Origin of the sequence: Bartonella sp. AP280QHHD, from assembly GCF_042196125.1 — a bacterium.
GTDB lineage: Bacteria > Pseudomonadota > Alphaproteobacteria > Rhizobiales > Rhizobiaceae > Bartonella.
The window spans coordinates 19,554-34,156 of the sequence record NZ_JBHIPQ010000047.1 but is presented as its reverse complement, the minus strand read 5'-3'; the positions used below and the strand labels follow the sequence as shown (position 1 = coordinate 34,156).

At 36.5% G+C, this 14,603-nt stretch carries 16 protein-coding genes, 1 tRNA gene and 6 pseudogenes; 6 read left to right on the top strand and 17 right to left on the bottom strand.

Annotation, left to right across the window (positions count from 1 at the left end):
* Positions 1 to 656 precede the first annotated feature (656 nt).
* The 6 genes and pseudogenes from ACFIMK_RS07620 to ACFIMK_RS07595 all read right to left on the bottom strand — a co-directional run bounded on the left by ACFIMK_RS07620 (position 657) and on the right by ACFIMK_RS07595 (position 5,681).
* The gene (locus ACFIMK_RS07620) at positions 657 to 2,057 is read right to left on the bottom strand and encodes an amino acid permease (protein ID WP_375612030.1); all 1,401 of its coding nucleotides are present in this window, start codon (positions 2,055 to 2,057) and stop codon (positions 657 to 659) included.
* A gap of 734 nt (positions 2,058 to 2,791) precedes the next feature.
* Positions 2,792 to 3,208, bottom strand: coding sequence for a LysE family translocator (locus ACFIMK_RS07615; RefSeq protein WP_375638322.1), 417 nt, complete (start codon positions 3,206 to 3,208; stop codon positions 2,792 to 2,794).
* The gene (locus ACFIMK_RS07610) at positions 3,174 to 3,371 is read right to left on the bottom strand and encodes a hypothetical protein (protein WP_375638321.1); all 198 of its coding nucleotides are present in this window, start codon (positions 3,369 to 3,371) and stop codon (positions 3,174 to 3,176) included. Before ACFIMK_RS07610 ends, ACFIMK_RS07615 begins: the two co-directional genes overlap by 35 nt.
* Positions 3,372 to 3,433: 62 nt before the next feature.
* Complete coding sequence (locus tag ACFIMK_RS07605) at positions 3,434 to 4,042, bottom strand: fumarylacetoacetate hydrolase family protein (protein ID WP_375628879.1); 609 nt, start codon at positions 4,040 to 4,042, stop codon at positions 3,434 to 3,436.
* A 516-nt stretch (positions 4,043 to 4,558) separates the two neighbouring features.
* Positions 4,559 to 5,107 (bottom strand): annotated as a pseudogene (locus tag ACFIMK_RS07600) (phage terminase large subunit family protein); the annotation flags it as partial.
* Positions 5,100 to 5,681, bottom strand: coding sequence for a hypothetical protein (locus ACFIMK_RS07595; protein WP_375628881.1), 582 nt, complete (start codon positions 5,679 to 5,681; stop codon positions 5,100 to 5,102). The pseudogene ACFIMK_RS07600 and the gene ACFIMK_RS07595, both read right to left, overlap by 8 nt.
* Positions 5,682 to 5,741: 60 nt before the next feature.
* On the opposite strand from ACFIMK_RS07595, the gene ACFIMK_RS07590 reads away from it, so the two are divergent.
* The 5 genes from ACFIMK_RS07590 (at position 5,742) to ACFIMK_RS07570 (ending at position 7,309) form a co-directional block, all read left to right on the top strand.
* Positions 5,742 to 6,056, top strand: coding sequence for a type II toxin-antitoxin system RelE/ParE family toxin (locus tag ACFIMK_RS07590; protein ID WP_375628882.1), 315 nt, complete (start codon positions 5,742 to 5,744; stop codon positions 6,054 to 6,056).
* Positions 6,057 to 6,072: 16 nt separating this feature from the next.
* Entirely contained in the window at positions 6,073 to 6,369 is a 297-nt protein-coding gene (locus ACFIMK_RS07585) for a HigA family addiction module antitoxin (RefSeq protein WP_375628884.1), read from the top strand.
* 75 nt (positions 6,370 to 6,444) lie between these two features.
* The gene (locus ACFIMK_RS07580; RefSeq protein WP_375628886.1) at positions 6,445 to 6,654 is read left to right on the top strand and encodes a hypothetical protein; all 210 of its coding nucleotides are present in this window, start codon (positions 6,445 to 6,447) and stop codon (positions 6,652 to 6,654) included.
* A 124-nt stretch (positions 6,655 to 6,778) separates the two neighbouring features.
* The gene (locus ACFIMK_RS07575) at positions 6,779 to 7,006 is read left to right on the top strand and encodes a type II toxin-antitoxin system RelB/DinJ family antitoxin (protein ID WP_375683079.1); all 228 of its coding nucleotides are present in this window, start codon (positions 6,779 to 6,781) and stop codon (positions 7,004 to 7,006) included.
* A 21-nt stretch (positions 7,007 to 7,027) separates the two neighbouring features.
* Complete coding sequence (locus ACFIMK_RS07570; protein ID WP_375628908.1) at positions 7,028 to 7,309, top strand: type II toxin-antitoxin system YafQ family toxin; 282 nt, start codon at positions 7,028 to 7,030, stop codon at positions 7,307 to 7,309.
* A 103-nt stretch (positions 7,310 to 7,412) separates the two neighbouring features.
* On the opposite strand, the pseudogene ACFIMK_RS07565 reads toward ACFIMK_RS07570, so the two are convergent.
* From ACFIMK_RS07565 to ACFIMK_RS07515, 11 genes and pseudogenes are all read right to left on the bottom strand, one after another.
* Positions 7,413 to 7,870, bottom strand: a pseudogene (locus ACFIMK_RS07565) (antA/AntB antirepressor family protein).
* Positions 7,871 to 8,462: 592 nt separating this feature from the next.
* A pseudogene (locus ACFIMK_RS07560) lies at positions 8,463 to 9,003 on the bottom strand (hypothetical protein).
* A gap of 42 nt (positions 9,004 to 9,045) precedes the next feature.
* A pseudogene (locus tag ACFIMK_RS07555) lies at positions 9,046 to 9,365 on the bottom strand (hypothetical protein).
* 167 nt (positions 9,366 to 9,532) lie between these two features.
* Positions 9,533 to 9,863, bottom strand: a pseudogene (locus ACFIMK_RS07550) (type II toxin-antitoxin system PemK/MazF family toxin).
* A complete protein-coding gene (locus ACFIMK_RS07545; RefSeq protein WP_375613730.1) occupies positions 9,863 to 10,081 on the bottom strand; it encodes an antitoxin in 219 nt (72 codons plus the stop codon). Before ACFIMK_RS07545 ends, ACFIMK_RS07550 begins: the two are co-directional and overlap by 1 nt.
* A 233-nt stretch (positions 10,082 to 10,314) precedes the next feature.
* A pseudogene (locus tag ACFIMK_RS07540) lies at positions 10,315 to 10,660 on the bottom strand (hypothetical protein).
* Between the two features lie 276 nt (positions 10,661 to 10,936).
* Positions 10,937 to 11,125, bottom strand: a complete 189-nt coding sequence (locus ACFIMK_RS07535) for a hypothetical protein (RefSeq protein ID WP_375683080.1) — start codon at positions 11,123 to 11,125, stop codon at positions 10,937 to 10,939.
* Positions 11,126 to 11,129: 4 nt separating this feature from the next.
* Positions 11,130 to 11,705, bottom strand: coding sequence for a hypothetical protein (locus ACFIMK_RS07530; RefSeq protein WP_375638318.1), 576 nt, complete (start codon positions 11,703 to 11,705; stop codon positions 11,130 to 11,132).
* 95 nt (positions 11,706 to 11,800) lie between these two features.
* Positions 11,801 to 12,046 carry a hypothetical protein gene (locus tag ACFIMK_RS07525; protein WP_375613727.1) on the bottom strand — a complete coding sequence of 82 codons (246 nt, stop codon included), beginning with the start codon at positions 12,044 to 12,046 and terminating at the stop codon, positions 11,801 to 11,803.
* Positions 12,047 to 12,244: 198 nt separating this feature from the next.
* The gene (locus ACFIMK_RS07520; RefSeq protein ID WP_375613726.1) at positions 12,245 to 12,472 is read right to left on the bottom strand and encodes a hypothetical protein; all 228 of its coding nucleotides are present in this window, start codon (positions 12,470 to 12,472) and stop codon (positions 12,245 to 12,247) included.
* Between the two features lie 614 nt (positions 12,473 to 13,086).
* Positions 13,087 to 13,172 (bottom strand) — tRNA-Leu (locus tag ACFIMK_RS07515).
* Positions 13,173 to 13,318: 146 nt separating this feature from the next.
* On the opposite strand from ACFIMK_RS07515, the gene ilvA reads away from it, so the two are divergent.
* Positions 13,319 to 14,596, top strand: coding sequence for a threonine ammonia-lyase IlvA (gene ilvA / locus ACFIMK_RS07510; protein WP_273791440.1), 1,278 nt, complete (start codon positions 13,319 to 13,321; stop codon positions 14,594 to 14,596).
* Positions 14,597 to 14,603 lie beyond the last annotated feature (7 nt).

The window sequence follows — 14,603 nt, the reverse complement described above, 5'->3', positions numbered from 1 at the left end:
AGATATTGTTATCTATATAAAAATATAAATAAAATTGTAAATTTATTAAATATAAAACTTTGTATATAAATAAAATAAGTTTAAATAGTTAAACTATTGTTTAAAACATTAAAAAATATATTTAAATTTTACATTTGATTATTAATATTTAAAATTTATTACAAATAGAAAAATATTTTCATAGAATCTTTTTTTATTGCAGATAGCTATTAAGATATATTCTGTTTAGAGCTATATTTTTAATTTTGATAAAAAATTGAATATAAATTTTTTTGGGGGGGGAAGTTTTAGATAAATCTCATGTTTTATTAGTAAACAATGTCAGTGAAGTTTATAGAGAATTTTTTACAGAATAGCTCGTTTCTTATCCTATTGTGCAGTAAAATACTGTTGTGTAGAGTAGTGATATAAAGCATATAACATTTTACGCATTAAGTATTTTTAGAATGGGTGGTGAGTGTTCAGGGCAGGGCTAGCCCATAGAGCCTTATGTAGGTGAACCATATAAATGATCAGCAGCATTCCCCCTTAATAAGCCGGATTGTTTACAAACCGGTGCCGGTAGGAATCGTCGTTTTTTGATGTTTGGGGAGGAGGTTAAGTAGAAAAAGGGTAACTAAAATTACCCTTTTTTGAGATGTTTTTATGTATAGACTTTATTTGTTACCTTGAGTTATTTTTTTCTTTACAAACATAAAATACATTATACCTAAGAAAACAAACCAGAATATACTATATTTTAAGGCTAGTAGAGTATCAGCTTCTAATGTCAACAAATAGAGCATGAAAACAAAGAAAACTAAAATTATCCCACACATGATAACACCTCCTGGCATTTTATAAATGGATTCAGCGTGTAGATGAGGGCGATTGCGACGATACACAATATAGCTAATCAAAATTACAGACCATACGAATAAAAATGCAATAGCTGAAATGCTTGTCACAATTGTAAAAGCACTTATGAGGCTTGGAGAGAGTGAGGCAATTGTATACCCTATTAAAATACATAAACAGGAAAAGAATAGAGCATTGGCTGGAACATGGTATCTGGAAAGTTTACCTAAAATTGGAGGGGCACCTTTTTGTGTTGCAAGTCCATATATCATACGGCTGGTAGAAAAAATACCACTATTTGCTGAAGAGGCAGCTGAGGTAATAACGACAAAGTTTACCAAGCCGGCAGCTATCGGAATGCCTGCAAGCCAAAACATCGAGACAAAGGGGCTTTTATCTGGAACAATTTGATCCCAAGGTGTGACAGACATAATTACAGCGAGAGAAAAAATGTAAAAGAGTACAATACGGACCGGTATTGCATTAATTGCTTTGGGGAGAACTTTTTTAGGTTCTTTTACTTCAGCAGCGGTTGTTCCAGCAATTTCTATACCAACAAAAGAAAAAATGGCAATTTGAAATCCAGCAAAAAAACCTGTCATTCCTCGCGGAAAGATATTGCCATCGTTCCATACGTGATTGAGAGAAGCAACCGTACCATTGGGAGAGGTAAAGCCCGTAACGATCATATAAAATCCCACAACAATTAATGCTAAAATTGCGACGACTTTGATAAGACCAAACCAGAATTCAAGTTCACCGAATAGTTTCACGGCAAAGAGGTTAAAGATTAAAAAGACACTAATGCAGGTAAAAACGGTAAACCATGGATTGAGTGTTGGCCACCAAAAGTTCATATAAGTGATGATGGCAATAATGTCAGCAGCTCCAGTTACAACCCAGCTCAACCAATAGCTCCAGCCAACAAAGAAAGCGATTCCCGGTCCTAGCATATCGGTTGAAAAATCAATAAGAGATCGGTATTGTGAATTAGAAAGCAACAATTCTCCCATAGCACGCATGACAAAGTATAGAGCAAAACCGATAATAGCATAAACGAGTATGATGGAAGGACCTGCTACACTAATTGTTTTTCCTGCCCCCATGAAGAGACCTGTTCCAATAGCACCACCAATGGCTATAAGTTGTACATGTCGGTTGTGTAGTCCACGCTGTAACTTATTCTGAGAATTATCTTTTAAATTTTGTTTGTAGCTCATTTTTTGGGGGTTCCCTTTAATTATTTTGAGATTAAATTACACTAAAAAAGCATTATTTCGTATCGAAGCATGATATAAATGAGGTGTAAAGGAAAAAAACGTTTTTTATGATTTTGTGTGGATAAAGAAAAGAATATGTTTTAGGAATATGCTTTTGAAAAAAGAGAATGTTGTCCTCTTAAATAATGTAACAGATATTTGAATAGGGAGCTTTTTATTGTTATTAATAACAAATAAATTGTTCATTAAAAGACGTGGGGCTTTTAAAATTATTTCAGAAAGTTGTCAGGAGTTTTTATAATTTTTTGAAACTTATTATTTGTAATCAGTACATTATTTATTATTATTCATAATGGTGAGAGTTTTACTTTTTGCTCAAATAGTACTCGAGAGTTCTCATCTTAGTTTAAGAAACAATTTTTAATGGAAAATTAAAATGATTTTTAAAATCATTTTTTTGTTTGTATGGTGCTATCATAAATCAAAAAGTTACTTTTGTTTCATAAACGAAAAGAGGAATATCATAGCTTATTTTTTTAAAAGTGATGAATAAGGATTTTGTTTAGATATTGGTAACATTTTATAAAATATTGCGAGAAACTCACAAAGTTTACACAAACGTCCTTGAGAATATGATAAAGAAATGCAACGTAATTCAGTTATACAAAGAAAAAAAGAACTGGGGATTGTATAAGCTCTGTTAGAGATTGAGCTATTCACAGTGAGAGACAGAATCAGGAAAAGATTGCTCTATTAACTTTACAATTTGTTATCAAAGATAAAACTGTTCCTGTCGCAATGTTAATCGAGCCTTTTACCCGCTGCTTTTTTAAGGCGGTACTGGCAAATGATATAAAAATGGTCATTAAAGTAAACCATGCAAAGATGTTGAAAGAATGTATGGTTACAAGTTCAAAACCTTTTTTAATGCTACCTCCAGAAGCTAAGAATTTTGGAAAAGCTGCTATGTAAAATATAGATACTTTGGGGTTTAGTATTTGTGTCAAAAAACCGTCCATATAGCTGGTTAAAAGCTTTGTTTCACTCGTAGCATGCTTTTCATTCGTTGAACTTCTTTCTTTTGAATTTAAGCTGTGTATTCCAGATTTAATTGATTTAAAGCCCATGTATAATAAATAGCTGCCACCCATGAGTTTTACTAAAAAAAAACAGCGTTTTGTTGTTGAGAATGAGCGCTGATACACCTAGTATGGAAAATGCCCCATGCACATATGTTGCTGTACACAATCCTAAAACGTTTACAAATGCGTTCTTTCTTCCCAATCTCGTTGCATTATCGATGATAAGGGCCATATTCGGCCCCGGTGAGATGACTAAAAAAAATGAAACAATGAAAAAGGTCAGTATTTGATGATTCATTTTACTTTTAGCTCTGAAATTAATTGATTTTCGAGATACAATTCTATTCTGTCAAACTGAGAAAGTTTTCCTACACCCTGTGGAGTGCCTGTGTATATGAGATCACCACGTCTTAGCTGAATGTAGTGACTTAAAAACGATATTATCTTCTCAAAGCTAAAGATCATATTTTTCGTATTGCCAACTTGTCTTGTTTCGCCATTCAACTTCATTGCAAAGGTTATTGGGTTGTTTATTTTTTCCTTGTTTATGAAGTCAGAGACGTATGCAGCGCCTTTAAATCCTTTCGATAAAAGCCAAGGAAGCTTTTTTTCTTTCAGTTTTGTTTGCAAATCCCGCGCTGTGAGATCAAGACCTATTGCTACGGCATCATAGCATTCTTCTGCTTCTTCCTCCATGATCATGAAAGCGTCCTTTGAGATTTTGAGCACAATTTCGGTTTCAAAATGTATTTCTTTGGAAAAATCAGGGAGATAAATTTCATTGCCTAAAACGAGTGAACTTTTGGGCTTGCTAAAGATAACAGGTTCATCTTCAACAACATTACCTAGTTCATGAACATGTTCAACATAATTGTATCCAACACAGTAGATGTCATTTATCATGGGAGCCCTCCAAATTTTTCATTTTCTCTTTGTATAGGCAAGAGAAAACTTTGCAAACAACATTTTTTCTTATATCGCGTTTTGCGTTTTCTGGAAAAGAAGCATTATGTGGGTTAATGACTAACCACGATGACAGCCCTTCGCATTATCCTCTTTTGAAGAGTGCTCAATCTTATAGTTTTTGAGATTATTTTCATTTTGATTGCTAATCTCCTGAAATTACTTTATTACTTAAAGAGTGATTTTGCTCGTCTACGCAGCGATTAGTAGGGTCTGAAAGCCCTAAAGTTCGATCATAAATGAGCCCACTCTGTGGGTGTCTCGGAATTATGGGATATTTTTCTATGTCTAGGTGCTATGAGCACTAAAAGTAAAAATCTGGTTCGTATTCAATACTTTCAGGCTCTCGGAATACTAATGCGAGGGTGCTCGCAACCGGCGGGGGATTTGAAAGTGAAAAGCAAAAAGCCACATTTTAACGACATTTCTATAGGCAAAAAATCGCTTTCAAAGAAAACTGAGAGGATAGGCATCCACCTCATCTAAAATCAGATAACGAATAGGCATGGAACGCAAACCAGCTGCACTGTTTGCTCCTGTAAGCATCAATGCCCCACCATCAAACTCTTTCGAAAACATGGTATTCCCGCTGTCACGTGCTCGTGCTGGGGCTATGCGTTCACTTAAAACTGCACTTGCCATAATCATAGGATCAAGCCGCGTCTTTGAAAGCTTTTTGGCTGTCTCAACCGTTGGCATCACATAAAGGGCAGGTCCTGGACTATAATGAATAGCATAACCGCAGAAATTTAATCCTGCCTCTGACATGCCAACTTGCGCCCCTTCCATGACAATAGTTGTTTCAATTGGCACGTAGGAGGAAAGATTATCCATGATTTCGCGCAAATAGGGGGTCCGCTTTGTTCTCCACAATCCAGGTTCAGCACTTGCTACGGTGCTAAGGTATCTATTCTTATCCGCCCATTGCGAAACCGTATACGGTGGGTCCGGTTGTCTTGCATTATTGGCATGGGCGAAAAATTCTTCGACTGCATTGTCATCCATTATTCGTTTCTTGCAAGTTCTCTAACTCTGGAGAATGAGGATCATGAAAAGGCACTGGAATATTAACCGCCTCAAGCAAAGCGGTTCTCATAGTGTAATCAATAGCACCAATAAGGCTGGCCGCATCACATCCAACTTGTGCAGCAATGCTTGCACCAAAACGATGAGGAAAATTCAACATAGCATCACGGTGCGCTCTTCCAAACTCACGAGCTGCCTTTTTCATTTCTTCTCGATCAACAGTGGTTTCGCGTAAGCGTTCAAGTGCAATCTTTTCGCTTTCAAGGGCAACTTGCATTCGCTCCAGTTTTATCTTGTATTCATTGGCTCCATCTGTAGAGGCTTGTTTGATCTTTGTCCGCGGTTGACCATCAGGCGCTAAAAATGGAGCAGGGCGCTTTGTTGGATTCTCATTCCAGATGCTTGTGGCAAGGGCTTCATTGACAGAACCATCTTCAAAAAGAGCCGCATCAAATTTACCTGTCTTTATCCGAGAAACCACCGCATTATGTGAAACACCCATCTTCTTCGCAAACGCACGAACCGATAGACCCTCACGATGCTTCTTGGTCATTTTGCACCTATTGCTAAATATTTTTCAACATTCATCCTTTTTTTAGATTAGTATCATGCTATGATATATAAAAGAGCGAATGAAGGTGATTTGGTGATTGAATCTTTTGCGGATAAGCGTTGTAAAGATCTTTTAGAAGGTAATCCGCTTAAAGGTTTTCCAACAACTCTAGTACGTATAGCCCAAAGAAAATTGTTTATGCTCGATAAAGCAGTTGACCTCAAAGATTTGCGCAGTCCTCCAGGAAATCGTTTAGAAGCATTGAAAGAAGAGCGTAAAGGTCAATATTCTATTCGTATTAATGACCAGTTTCGTATTTGTTTTGAATGGCGTTCTAATGGCGCCTATGAAGTTGAAATCGTAGATTATCATTGATCTGTAGGAGGTCGAGATGAAAAATTATATTGCTATACATCCCGGAGAAATTTTACGGGAGGAATATTTAAAAGAATATGCTCTCTCTGCTTATGCCCTTGCAAAAGCATTAAATGTTCCACGCACGAGGATAGAACGTATTATTGCGGAAAATAGTCCAGTGACTCCAGATACAGCATTAAGATTAGCCTATTTTTTTGATACTACTGCTGAATTTTGGCTTAACATGCAAGCTGCTTATGACGTTAGTATATTACAAACTGAAAAAGCAGACGAATTTGCCAAAATCAATAAATTTGAATGTAGGGTTTAATGATCTTTCCACTCTTGAGGTTTGACGGCATAACAGATAATTGACGATCCGGTATAATCGGGTGTATATTCCGGTATGCAAACGGAAACGCTTCAAGTCACACAAGAATTATTGGTTTTCAAAAAAAACTTTAAAATAAGATGTGGCTATACAAAAGAAGATTTGGAAGCTGTGGATTCTCCATCATTGACAGATGAAGAACGTGCACGTCTAAAGCCAGCTAAAGATGTTTTACCACCCTCTTTCTTTAAATATGTAACAAAAGAACGCCGTAAACGTGGGTGAAAGTCTAAAAAAGCAAGCGGTTGCTAAATCAACCACCTCTCCACTTTAAAAAATGATGCTTTACAGTTGAAATTATACTTCAATTGTATTACATTGAAATACAATTGAGAAAGGAGAAGTCATCATGGCTGCCAGTCGTATGGTTCAAGCGCGTGTACCAGAAGAAATTCAAAATGTTGCTAGTCAAGTTATTCAAGCCTCTGGTTTATCAGTAAGTGATGTCGTGAGAGTATTGATGACACGCATTGCGCAAGATAAAGCTATTCCATCCTTTTTGTTTCAACCCAATGCGGAAACCATAGCGGCTTTTGCTGAATTGGATGAGGGCAACTTAAAAAGTTTCATTCTGTAGATGAATTATTTGATGATCTCTATGCGGACGATTGAACGTACCACCATCTTCAAACGTGATTTCAATCGTGAAATGAAAGGACGGTATCGGCATCTTTTAGATACTGATTTGCGCCAAATCATTGCAGCATTAGCAAATGACCCGCCTTTAGAACCTCGATATCATGACCATGCATTGACTGGGAATTGGAGCAATTATCGAGATTACCATATTCGACCTGACTTAGTGTTGATTTATCGCTTGATTGGTCAAGATCGATTGATTTTAATGCGTTTGGGCTCCCATTCAAAACTTGATCTTTAAACCACCTCCCCATTTTTGAGAACGGGGAGGTATGTCATATTCCTTTAAATCTAAGCAGTTTCACGACAGATCTTGCTAAAACGCGTTTAGCTTCTTTTGTAACTTATTTGTAATGATCAAGCTCTTTTTTGATTTCATCTATTTTTAAAAGACGACCAAAGATGATACCTATGATTTTAGAATAATTTGTCAAAACATGTTGGCGAAGATAGTAAAATCATCAAAGCGTTTATCACTATCATAATTAGTAGATTGGCTTTTTAGTTTCTTTTCACATTCAATAAAATAATGGCGTGCTTGGCGTCCTTTCTCATTGCGTTCAACCATTGAGAGCTCTTTCGCCATGTCTAATATGATGTGATATTCTGTACTTGGACGACCACCTTTAGGTTTCGCTAAAATTTTAGCGAAACCTATAAAGGCCTTATTTTCTAGGAAGCTGTACTCCTCAATGTGATTTTTTATCCAATTTCTAAATTCCGATTTAACTTCCAAAAACGTATGCAATTCACGCGCATTAACAGTTTGAACGGTTTTCGGATCAATGACTTGTTCTGATATTTTTAAGAATGTTCATAATGAACTCCTATCGATTAGACGTTCCTTAATGACACTCTAAAAGAGTGCTGGGCACTAAGAAAAACGGCATCTAGTCCGTCGTTACGCCTTTCCCCGAAGGGTGTTATATAGTATAGCCACACCTGACAAAGCTATTATATGCATGTAGCATACAATGAGTTAAAGCTTTTAAATTGCGGAAGATTAGTTATTTCGGCAACTAATCCGCTAGTTGTTTTGAGGCACCTGATTCGAAAATACCTATTACTATAGAATTGTTCAGCAACAAAAATTACTTTTTGCTAAGAAAACGTTTCACATACTGTACAGTGTACATATTGAAATTGTTATCTATCAATGAGTTAAGTGTACAATGTACAGTCAAATTGAAAATTCTGTCGCTAGCGATAGTTCGCACTAGCCTGTCCCGCAACGAAGCCAACCCGCTGAGAAGTACCTTTTATATTGATTTTATTGACTTTTTTATGGAAAAACAAAGCATAAGTGATAATCTGTTTTTAAAATTGCAATCAAAGTGTGTAATGCATAAACTCATAAGGATATGTAAGATATAGATAAAGCTTGAGAACATGATCTAGCCTTTCTTATTAGCAGCGTATTCTTGACGAGAAAGTTGTCTCTGTATATTTTTGGTTAATCTTTCATTGGCATATTGTGCAATAGCACTTGTAATCTCTGGCTTTGACATCACCCTAGCAATTGAGGGTTCCTCTTGTTTTGCAATGGGGAATTGATCTCCATCCGCTCTTTGAAAAACATTACCCTTCATCTTTTTTAAATCAACACGCTTTGGAAAACTCCCATCCTTGATAAAAACATGGGCAAGATTTGTTTTTTTCCAAACAGTTGTGTAAGTCACGCCGCGTTTTGTTCTTTTGCTTTAAAAAATTTAAGAAGTATCGGTGTTCCAGAACGAATGATATCTGTCTCAAGAAACCTTGCTGTCGCCTTTTCTTTAATATAAATACCTTGCTTAACATGCTTTGATTGGGCAGATGTAACATCGGCAATTTGCTTTTCAGTAAAGCGTTCGACTGTTTTGCTGCGGTGTTTAGAGCATTACGCAAAGCCCAATTAAGGTGTGGTGCTTGAAGACTGGTGAAGGTATCCTTCACCTGTTGAAGATACCATTTTTGGTGGATGATTAACTTCAACGTCTAAGCCTTTTTAAGAGTAGGTGTTGATGGCTTGGAAGCTTTAGATGCTTTTGGTTTTTCGAGTAAGGTTTCTTCAGTCATTGGTTCAGATGATGTTTGTGCTACTTCTTGTTCTATCTGCTTAATTTGTTCAACTGTCTTTTTAGGTTTTGCTGTTGTTTTGACGTCAACAAAAGGTTTTGCAGCATTGGCGCGCTTGAGACGTGCGTAGACCTGATTAGAAACTTCAACAAATGGATTATTGGGGGTAATGGTTCAAAGCGAACAGCGCTTTTATTGTCTCCAACAACACACCTTGACGTAGTGATGACAGCTTTCATTATGGCTCCTTTTGAGTCATAATTAATGACATCATTAGTCAAATATTGATTTTTATTCTGTGAAAAATTGATTAGCTGATTGTCAGCAGAAAAAAATCATGATCTTATGCTTTTTTACTTTTTACCTAAAGTTGGTGTTTTTAAACATTTAAAAGTGTAGAAAAAATTCAAGTAAGAAATGTTGATAACCTTGCTAAGACTTCATCCATAATTATATATGGAATAGTTTCCATTCTTTTTCCATTACGCGCTACTATATCTAAAGCACGCGGTTGGTCACAGCGTATCACACCTGTTGTATGCAGCCCTGTTCCCACCAATGAAACAGCAAAGCCTGCTATTCTAGCAAAATTTCTCCACTCGTAATGGGCAAAACAATGGGTGTTTTTGTTAAACGATTAAACGCCTCCGGTGACACAATCAGTACAGGACGCGTTCCTTTTTCTCATAGACAGAGGTTGGGTCAAGCGATACAAACCAAATTTTACCTCGCTTCATTACAAGAGCTCTCTGCCAATAAGCTTAGCATCAAACCACTCTACATCTTTATCCGCAAAATCGTCCGAAGGATTACATTCGGCTAACAATTCTTCAAGAGTGTAATTTTGCGATATTTGTGGTTTTACAACCAATTGTCCATTATCAATAGCCAAACCCACTTGCATATTTTCAGTAAGATGAAGAACATCAAACAATGCAGGCGGTATAGAGAGCATAACGGATCCTCCAACTTTACGTAATTTTGTTGTGCATAAAACGCCCTCTCTAATATTATATAAAAATATAACATAAAGTCCATGATTCAATAGCTTTTAATGCTTTTGTGCAAATGTTTAAGAAGCGCATTTAGAGCAATACGCAATATACTCTGAATAAAGTCAATATTTTTTTAATTTCTGAAAAACATAAAAATATAAAAGTTATAATACCAAACAAGGCTCTTAGCTGCTTATCTGTAAACATATTTATTTCTTGCGGTTTTCGATAATTTTTTGATCTCTCTGTTGATCTCGTCTATAAGAGGTTCGTAATTGAGAATGCTTTTCGGAATATCACCACCGTAAACCCATGCTTTTACTTGCGCTTTGGTACTAAAATCCGCATTCTTAGGTGTTTTGTAATACTGACCACCATCAAACTTTTCACACTCTCTTGTGCCGTCTTCGTATTCGTAGAGGTTGTAAAAATACTCCTCTGTCCCATCCCCCATGGGGCATACCCACTGCCGTTGCAACAAACCTCTTTCGCATGGGTTGTTTACGGTTTTTTAAGAATAGATGTTTTAAAATGAACATACTTTAATCCTAATTTTACAAATTTGTCTATTTGCCTCAAATTTGACCGTACAGAGCGTTTTATAAGATAGGTTTTTTATCATAAAATCTTTAAATCACTCTGTACGGTGCCATTTTGTCGATTTAAATGCACATCCAATCACAAAACGATCAGCAATTTTCATTAGTTTGCTAATTTGCAGTGTTTTTCACTTGCTTTTCAACCAACGTGAGTGGTCTTGAATTCTCTCTCATTGCCTTTTCTTTCAGCCTTTTTTCACGGGTGTTCAAAACAGCCTAGTGTACAAGATTGGCTTTCGTCAAAAGACTATTTTTCAAATCACGACATAATCTTACTAACTCACGAGTGCTTGGAAAAAACGTATCCGATAAACCTTCTAACTCATTGCATAAAATCCGTTTAACCGTTTTTATGAGTGACCACGCAGAAACACTTTCCAAAACCATTCCATAGGTAAGCGCCATACCTTCATGATCTGTCTGTTGCGAAATTTTTAAACCACACCGAAAGCATCCGAATTGCCTTGGTTATGTCCTCTTTACTCACTTTTATTGAAAACAATTCGTGAAGTTGATCACACGCTTCTAAGGCAATCGCTTCCTGCTGTTGTGTCAATGCTTGCCACTTTTCAAAACTAAAGGAAACTCCAGAGTTATCATCTCGTGAATGTGTTTCAAAGTGACCTCGAGGCCCGATATCAAGGATACTGTCTGAGATGCGTTCATCTACACTTTTTTGCCTTTGAGAGTGATTTCCATAGTTTTTTCCGTTCTCTAAATCCTCGATAGCTTTTTGCACCCAGTTGCGCCACATTGCTTTCCAATCCGTTTTGCGTGCATCTTTGCCTGTTCTAGCTTTCCAAAAATCTCGAAATTTTGCCATTTCGGCTTTGATACGCTCTGGAGGCAATCCCTCTTCGATTGCGAAATCATAAACAGGTTCGAAATCATCAGGGGTACGACAGCCACTGTCATTTCTAACCCGTTTAGCTTTTTTCGTAATGTTCTCTTGCTCGTGAATGGAAGGTTGGTTTTCTACACCCATTTCGATTTGCTCTGATGTGGTCTCAACAGCAGCAACCTATGTTAGTTCGTCAACCTGTTCGTTTGTTTCTAAATTTTCAGAAGCAGTTTTTTTTGCTAAAATGATAGTTTTAGTTTATATATATTCTTATTCTGGTTCTTTATAGCTTGATTTTGCTTAGCGTTTGCTTCAGCAAAATCATTAAAATGTTTTTTATAGCGTTTTTTATTGTACACCTTTTTTCCAGCCTCACTATGAATTTGCGATATGGGCGCTTTTTTATCAGTAAAATCTTTTAGCTCTTCTTCAATGCGCGTATTCGACAAACCATTATCTTTCTCAAGAAATTTACCATTCTTCATGAGATATTCGACAATAGTTGCAAACTTTTTTGCGAGCAATTGCAAGCGCGGGCAAGCATTTCAAAATCTGTTTTAATTGGTGCTTTTTTGTCATATATGCGAATGAAAAGCGTTATATAAATGCCCCTTTGTTCTCATGTCATTCCATCTATCTCACTGTTCCAGTCATTCAAAAGGAATCTTATCCATGGCATTGCATTAGACATGCGCATTCCCTTCTTTAACTAAATATAAAATTGCTAAAGCATTTGCTTCGTTGTCATCTTTTGGATTGTATTCTTTTGCACACACCGTCTTAATCATCTTTTCTTGTGAGGCATTGACTTTATCTGTTGTGATTTTCATTTTTGTAAGCCATTGCTGAAAACGCAAATAGCGCCTACTATCGCCTTGAAAACGAAAAAATTCAAAATTGACAAGTGCCACTTGTTATACTGCTGTCTACACGAGAAATCGCCCAGCCTGTCTTAGATCTAGATCAAGGCAGAGAACGGTTTGTGTATTGATGATCATCTTCCCCCATGAAGGCTGTTGCGTATTTATATGTGCGCTATGACAGAGCGTGTTGTGATTGCCTGTTTTGAAAAAATGGTCGTGAGAAAGTACTTGAAACTACTTTTGGGCCAATTTTTTACTGCCATTCGAGGAAAAATAATCTTAGAAGCAGTTGATTTTCGAATTAACTCTTCTTGTTTTTGAATCACATCTTTTTGTGCACGTATTATTTCAGCTTCTTTATCTATTATTTTGTCTTTTGCATCTATCTCTTTTCTGAGCTTTTGCGTCGTTTTACAAGAGTCATGAAGAGTATAAGCCAATCCCAAATTAGCAATATTGATTGCCTCTCCATCCTATAAAGACGAGGAGGAGGTCAAAGTGCTAAAAAGGTACCTCAAAAAGCAGCAATGATTCGTATTTTAGTACCACCGCGGTGCCGTCTTATAGCGTTATAATAAAGTTACGAAAGGTGGTTTAGAAGGTGCTTTAATTTTTTTTGATTTTTAATAAATCATTGGAAAATAAGAGAGATTAAGATAATCTGGTGCGGACGGCGGGACTTGAACCCGCAAGGTCTTCGACCGGCAGATTTTAAGTCTGCTATGTTTACCGTTTTCATCACGTCCGCGATGTGAGTTCTCTCATAAGCTATATCTTTTATTGAATCAAGAATTAATGACAAAAGAAACATTTTTCATTTTTTAGTGAAATTTTGACTGACAATAGTTTCCTTTATCGATAGAAAAAGCTTTTATAATGTAAATAAAGTATGAAATGATTAGTGTTATGAGTCAATTTATTCAAGACGTCACAAAAGCTATGGTGGGATTGCATCACGTGTTTGCTGAAACACCACTTCAAAGAAATGATTTTCTTAGTCAAAAGTATGATGCAGAAATTTATTTAAAGCGTGAAGATTTAACACCGGTGCGGTCTTATAAGATTCGTGGTGCTTTCAATTTTGTTTCAGAAATGCTTAGCTGTATATCACCAGATTCTGCATTTGTTTGCGCTTCAGCGGGGAATCACGCGCAAGGGGTTTCTTTTGTTTGTCGTTATTTTAAACGTAAAGGCGTGATTTTCATGCCCATGACAACGCCACAACAAAAAATTGAAAAAACACGTATTTTTGGCAAAGAATTCATTGATATTCGTTTGATTGGTGAAACATTTGATCAATGTTATGAAGCTGCGCAATCCTTTGTCGTGGAGAGCGGTGGTGTAATGGCTCCACCTTTCGATGATATTCGCATTATTACAGGGCAGGCAACAGTGCTTTGTGAAGCTGCTTTACAATGGAAAAAACTCAATGGAGAAAGTGAGCCAGATTTGATGATTGTGCCGGTAGGGGGCGGTGGTTTGGCAAGTGGAGTGAGCAAGTTTTTACATGAATATGGTTGGAAAACAAAGATTCGTTTTGTTGAGCCGCAAAGAGCTGCAAGTTTGCTTGCTTGTTTGGAGAGTGGAAAACGCGTTAAGCTTGAAAGCATTGACACTTTTGTAGATGGTGCTGCTGTGGCTGAAATTGGTGCACTAAACTATACAATTCTAAAGAAATTTCCCGCTGATTCTGTCATTACAGTTCCTGAAAACCGCGTTTGTTCTACGATGGTTGAAATGCTTAATGTGGAAGGTGTGGTTCTTGAACCGGCTGGTGCTTTATCGATTGATGCGCTTAACAGTATTCCTCCTCAAGAGTTAAAGGGGAAAAAAATTCTTCTCGTTATTTCAGGAGGTAATTTTGATTTTGAGCGTTTGCCAGAAATTAAAGAGCGTTCTTTACGTTTCCAAGGGTTGAGAAAATATTTTATTTTTAGTTTTCCGCAACATCCTGGTGCATTGCGTCATTTTCTTTCCACATTATCACCAGATGATGATATTGTGCGTTTTGAATATCTTAAAAAATCAGCGAGAAACTTTGGTTCTGTATTGGTTGCGATTGAAACAAAAAAATACGGTAATTTTTGTCTTTTAGAGGAAAAATTTCAAACGTTAGGTTGGCGTTATCGTGATATTACTGATGATCAAACGTTATTTGATTTTGTTATTTGAGAAACTG

Excerpts from the sequence above, each read along its gene's own strand:
- ACFIMK_RS07620 (WP_375612030.1), bottom strand. The coding sequence starts at position 2,057 with ATGAGCTACAAACAAAATTTAAAAGATAATTCTCAGAATAAGTTACAG.
- ACFIMK_RS07615 (WP_375638322.1), bottom strand. The coding sequence starts at position 3,208 with ATGGGTGGCAGCTATTTATTATACATGGGCTTTAAATCAATTAAATCT.
- ACFIMK_RS07610 (WP_375638321.1), bottom strand. The coding sequence starts at position 3,371 with ATGGCCCTTATCATCGATAATGCAACGAGATTGGGAAGAAAGAACGCA.
- ACFIMK_RS07605 (WP_375628879.1), bottom strand. The coding sequence starts at position 4,042 with ATGATAAATGACATCTACTGTGTTGGATACAATTATGTTGAACATGTT.
- ACFIMK_RS07595 (WP_375628881.1), bottom strand. The coding sequence starts at position 5,681 with ATGACCAAGAAGCATCGTGAGGGTCTATCGGTTCGTGCGTTTGCGAAG.
- ACFIMK_RS07590 (WP_375628882.1), top strand. The coding sequence starts at position 5,742 with ATGATATATAAAAGAGCGAATGAAGGTGATTTGGTGATTGAATCTTTT.
- ACFIMK_RS07585 (WP_375628884.1), top strand. The coding sequence starts at position 6,073 with ATGAAAAATTATATTGCTATACATCCCGGAGAAATTTTACGGGAGGAA.
- ACFIMK_RS07580 (WP_375628886.1), top strand. The coding sequence starts at position 6,445 with ATGCAAACGGAAACGCTTCAAGTCACACAAGAATTATTGGTTTTCAAA.
- ACFIMK_RS07575 (WP_375683079.1), top strand. The coding sequence starts at position 6,779 with ATGGCTGCCAGTCGTATGGTTCAAGCGCGTGTACCAGAAGAAATTCAA.
- ACFIMK_RS07570 (WP_375628908.1), top strand. The coding sequence starts at position 7,028 with ATGCGGACGATTGAACGTACCACCATCTTCAAACGTGATTTCAATCGT.
- ACFIMK_RS07545 (WP_375613730.1), bottom strand. The coding sequence starts at position 10,081 with ATGCTCTCTATACCGCCTGCATTGTTTGATGTTCTTCATCTTACTGAA.
- ACFIMK_RS07535 (WP_375683080.1), bottom strand. The coding sequence starts at position 11,125 with ATGGCGCTTACCTATGGAATGGTTTTGGAAAGTGTTTCTGCGTGGTCA.
- ACFIMK_RS07530 (WP_375638318.1), bottom strand. The coding sequence starts at position 11,705 with ATGGGTGTAGAAAACCAACCTTCCATTCACGAGCAAGAGAACATTACG.
- ACFIMK_RS07525 (WP_375613727.1), bottom strand. The coding sequence starts at position 12,046 with ATGAAGAATGGTAAATTTCTTGAGAAAGATAATGGTTTGTCGAATACG.
- ilvA (WP_273791440.1), top strand. The coding sequence starts at position 13,319 with ATGATTAGTGTTATGAGTCAATTTATTCAAGACGTCACAAAAGCTATG.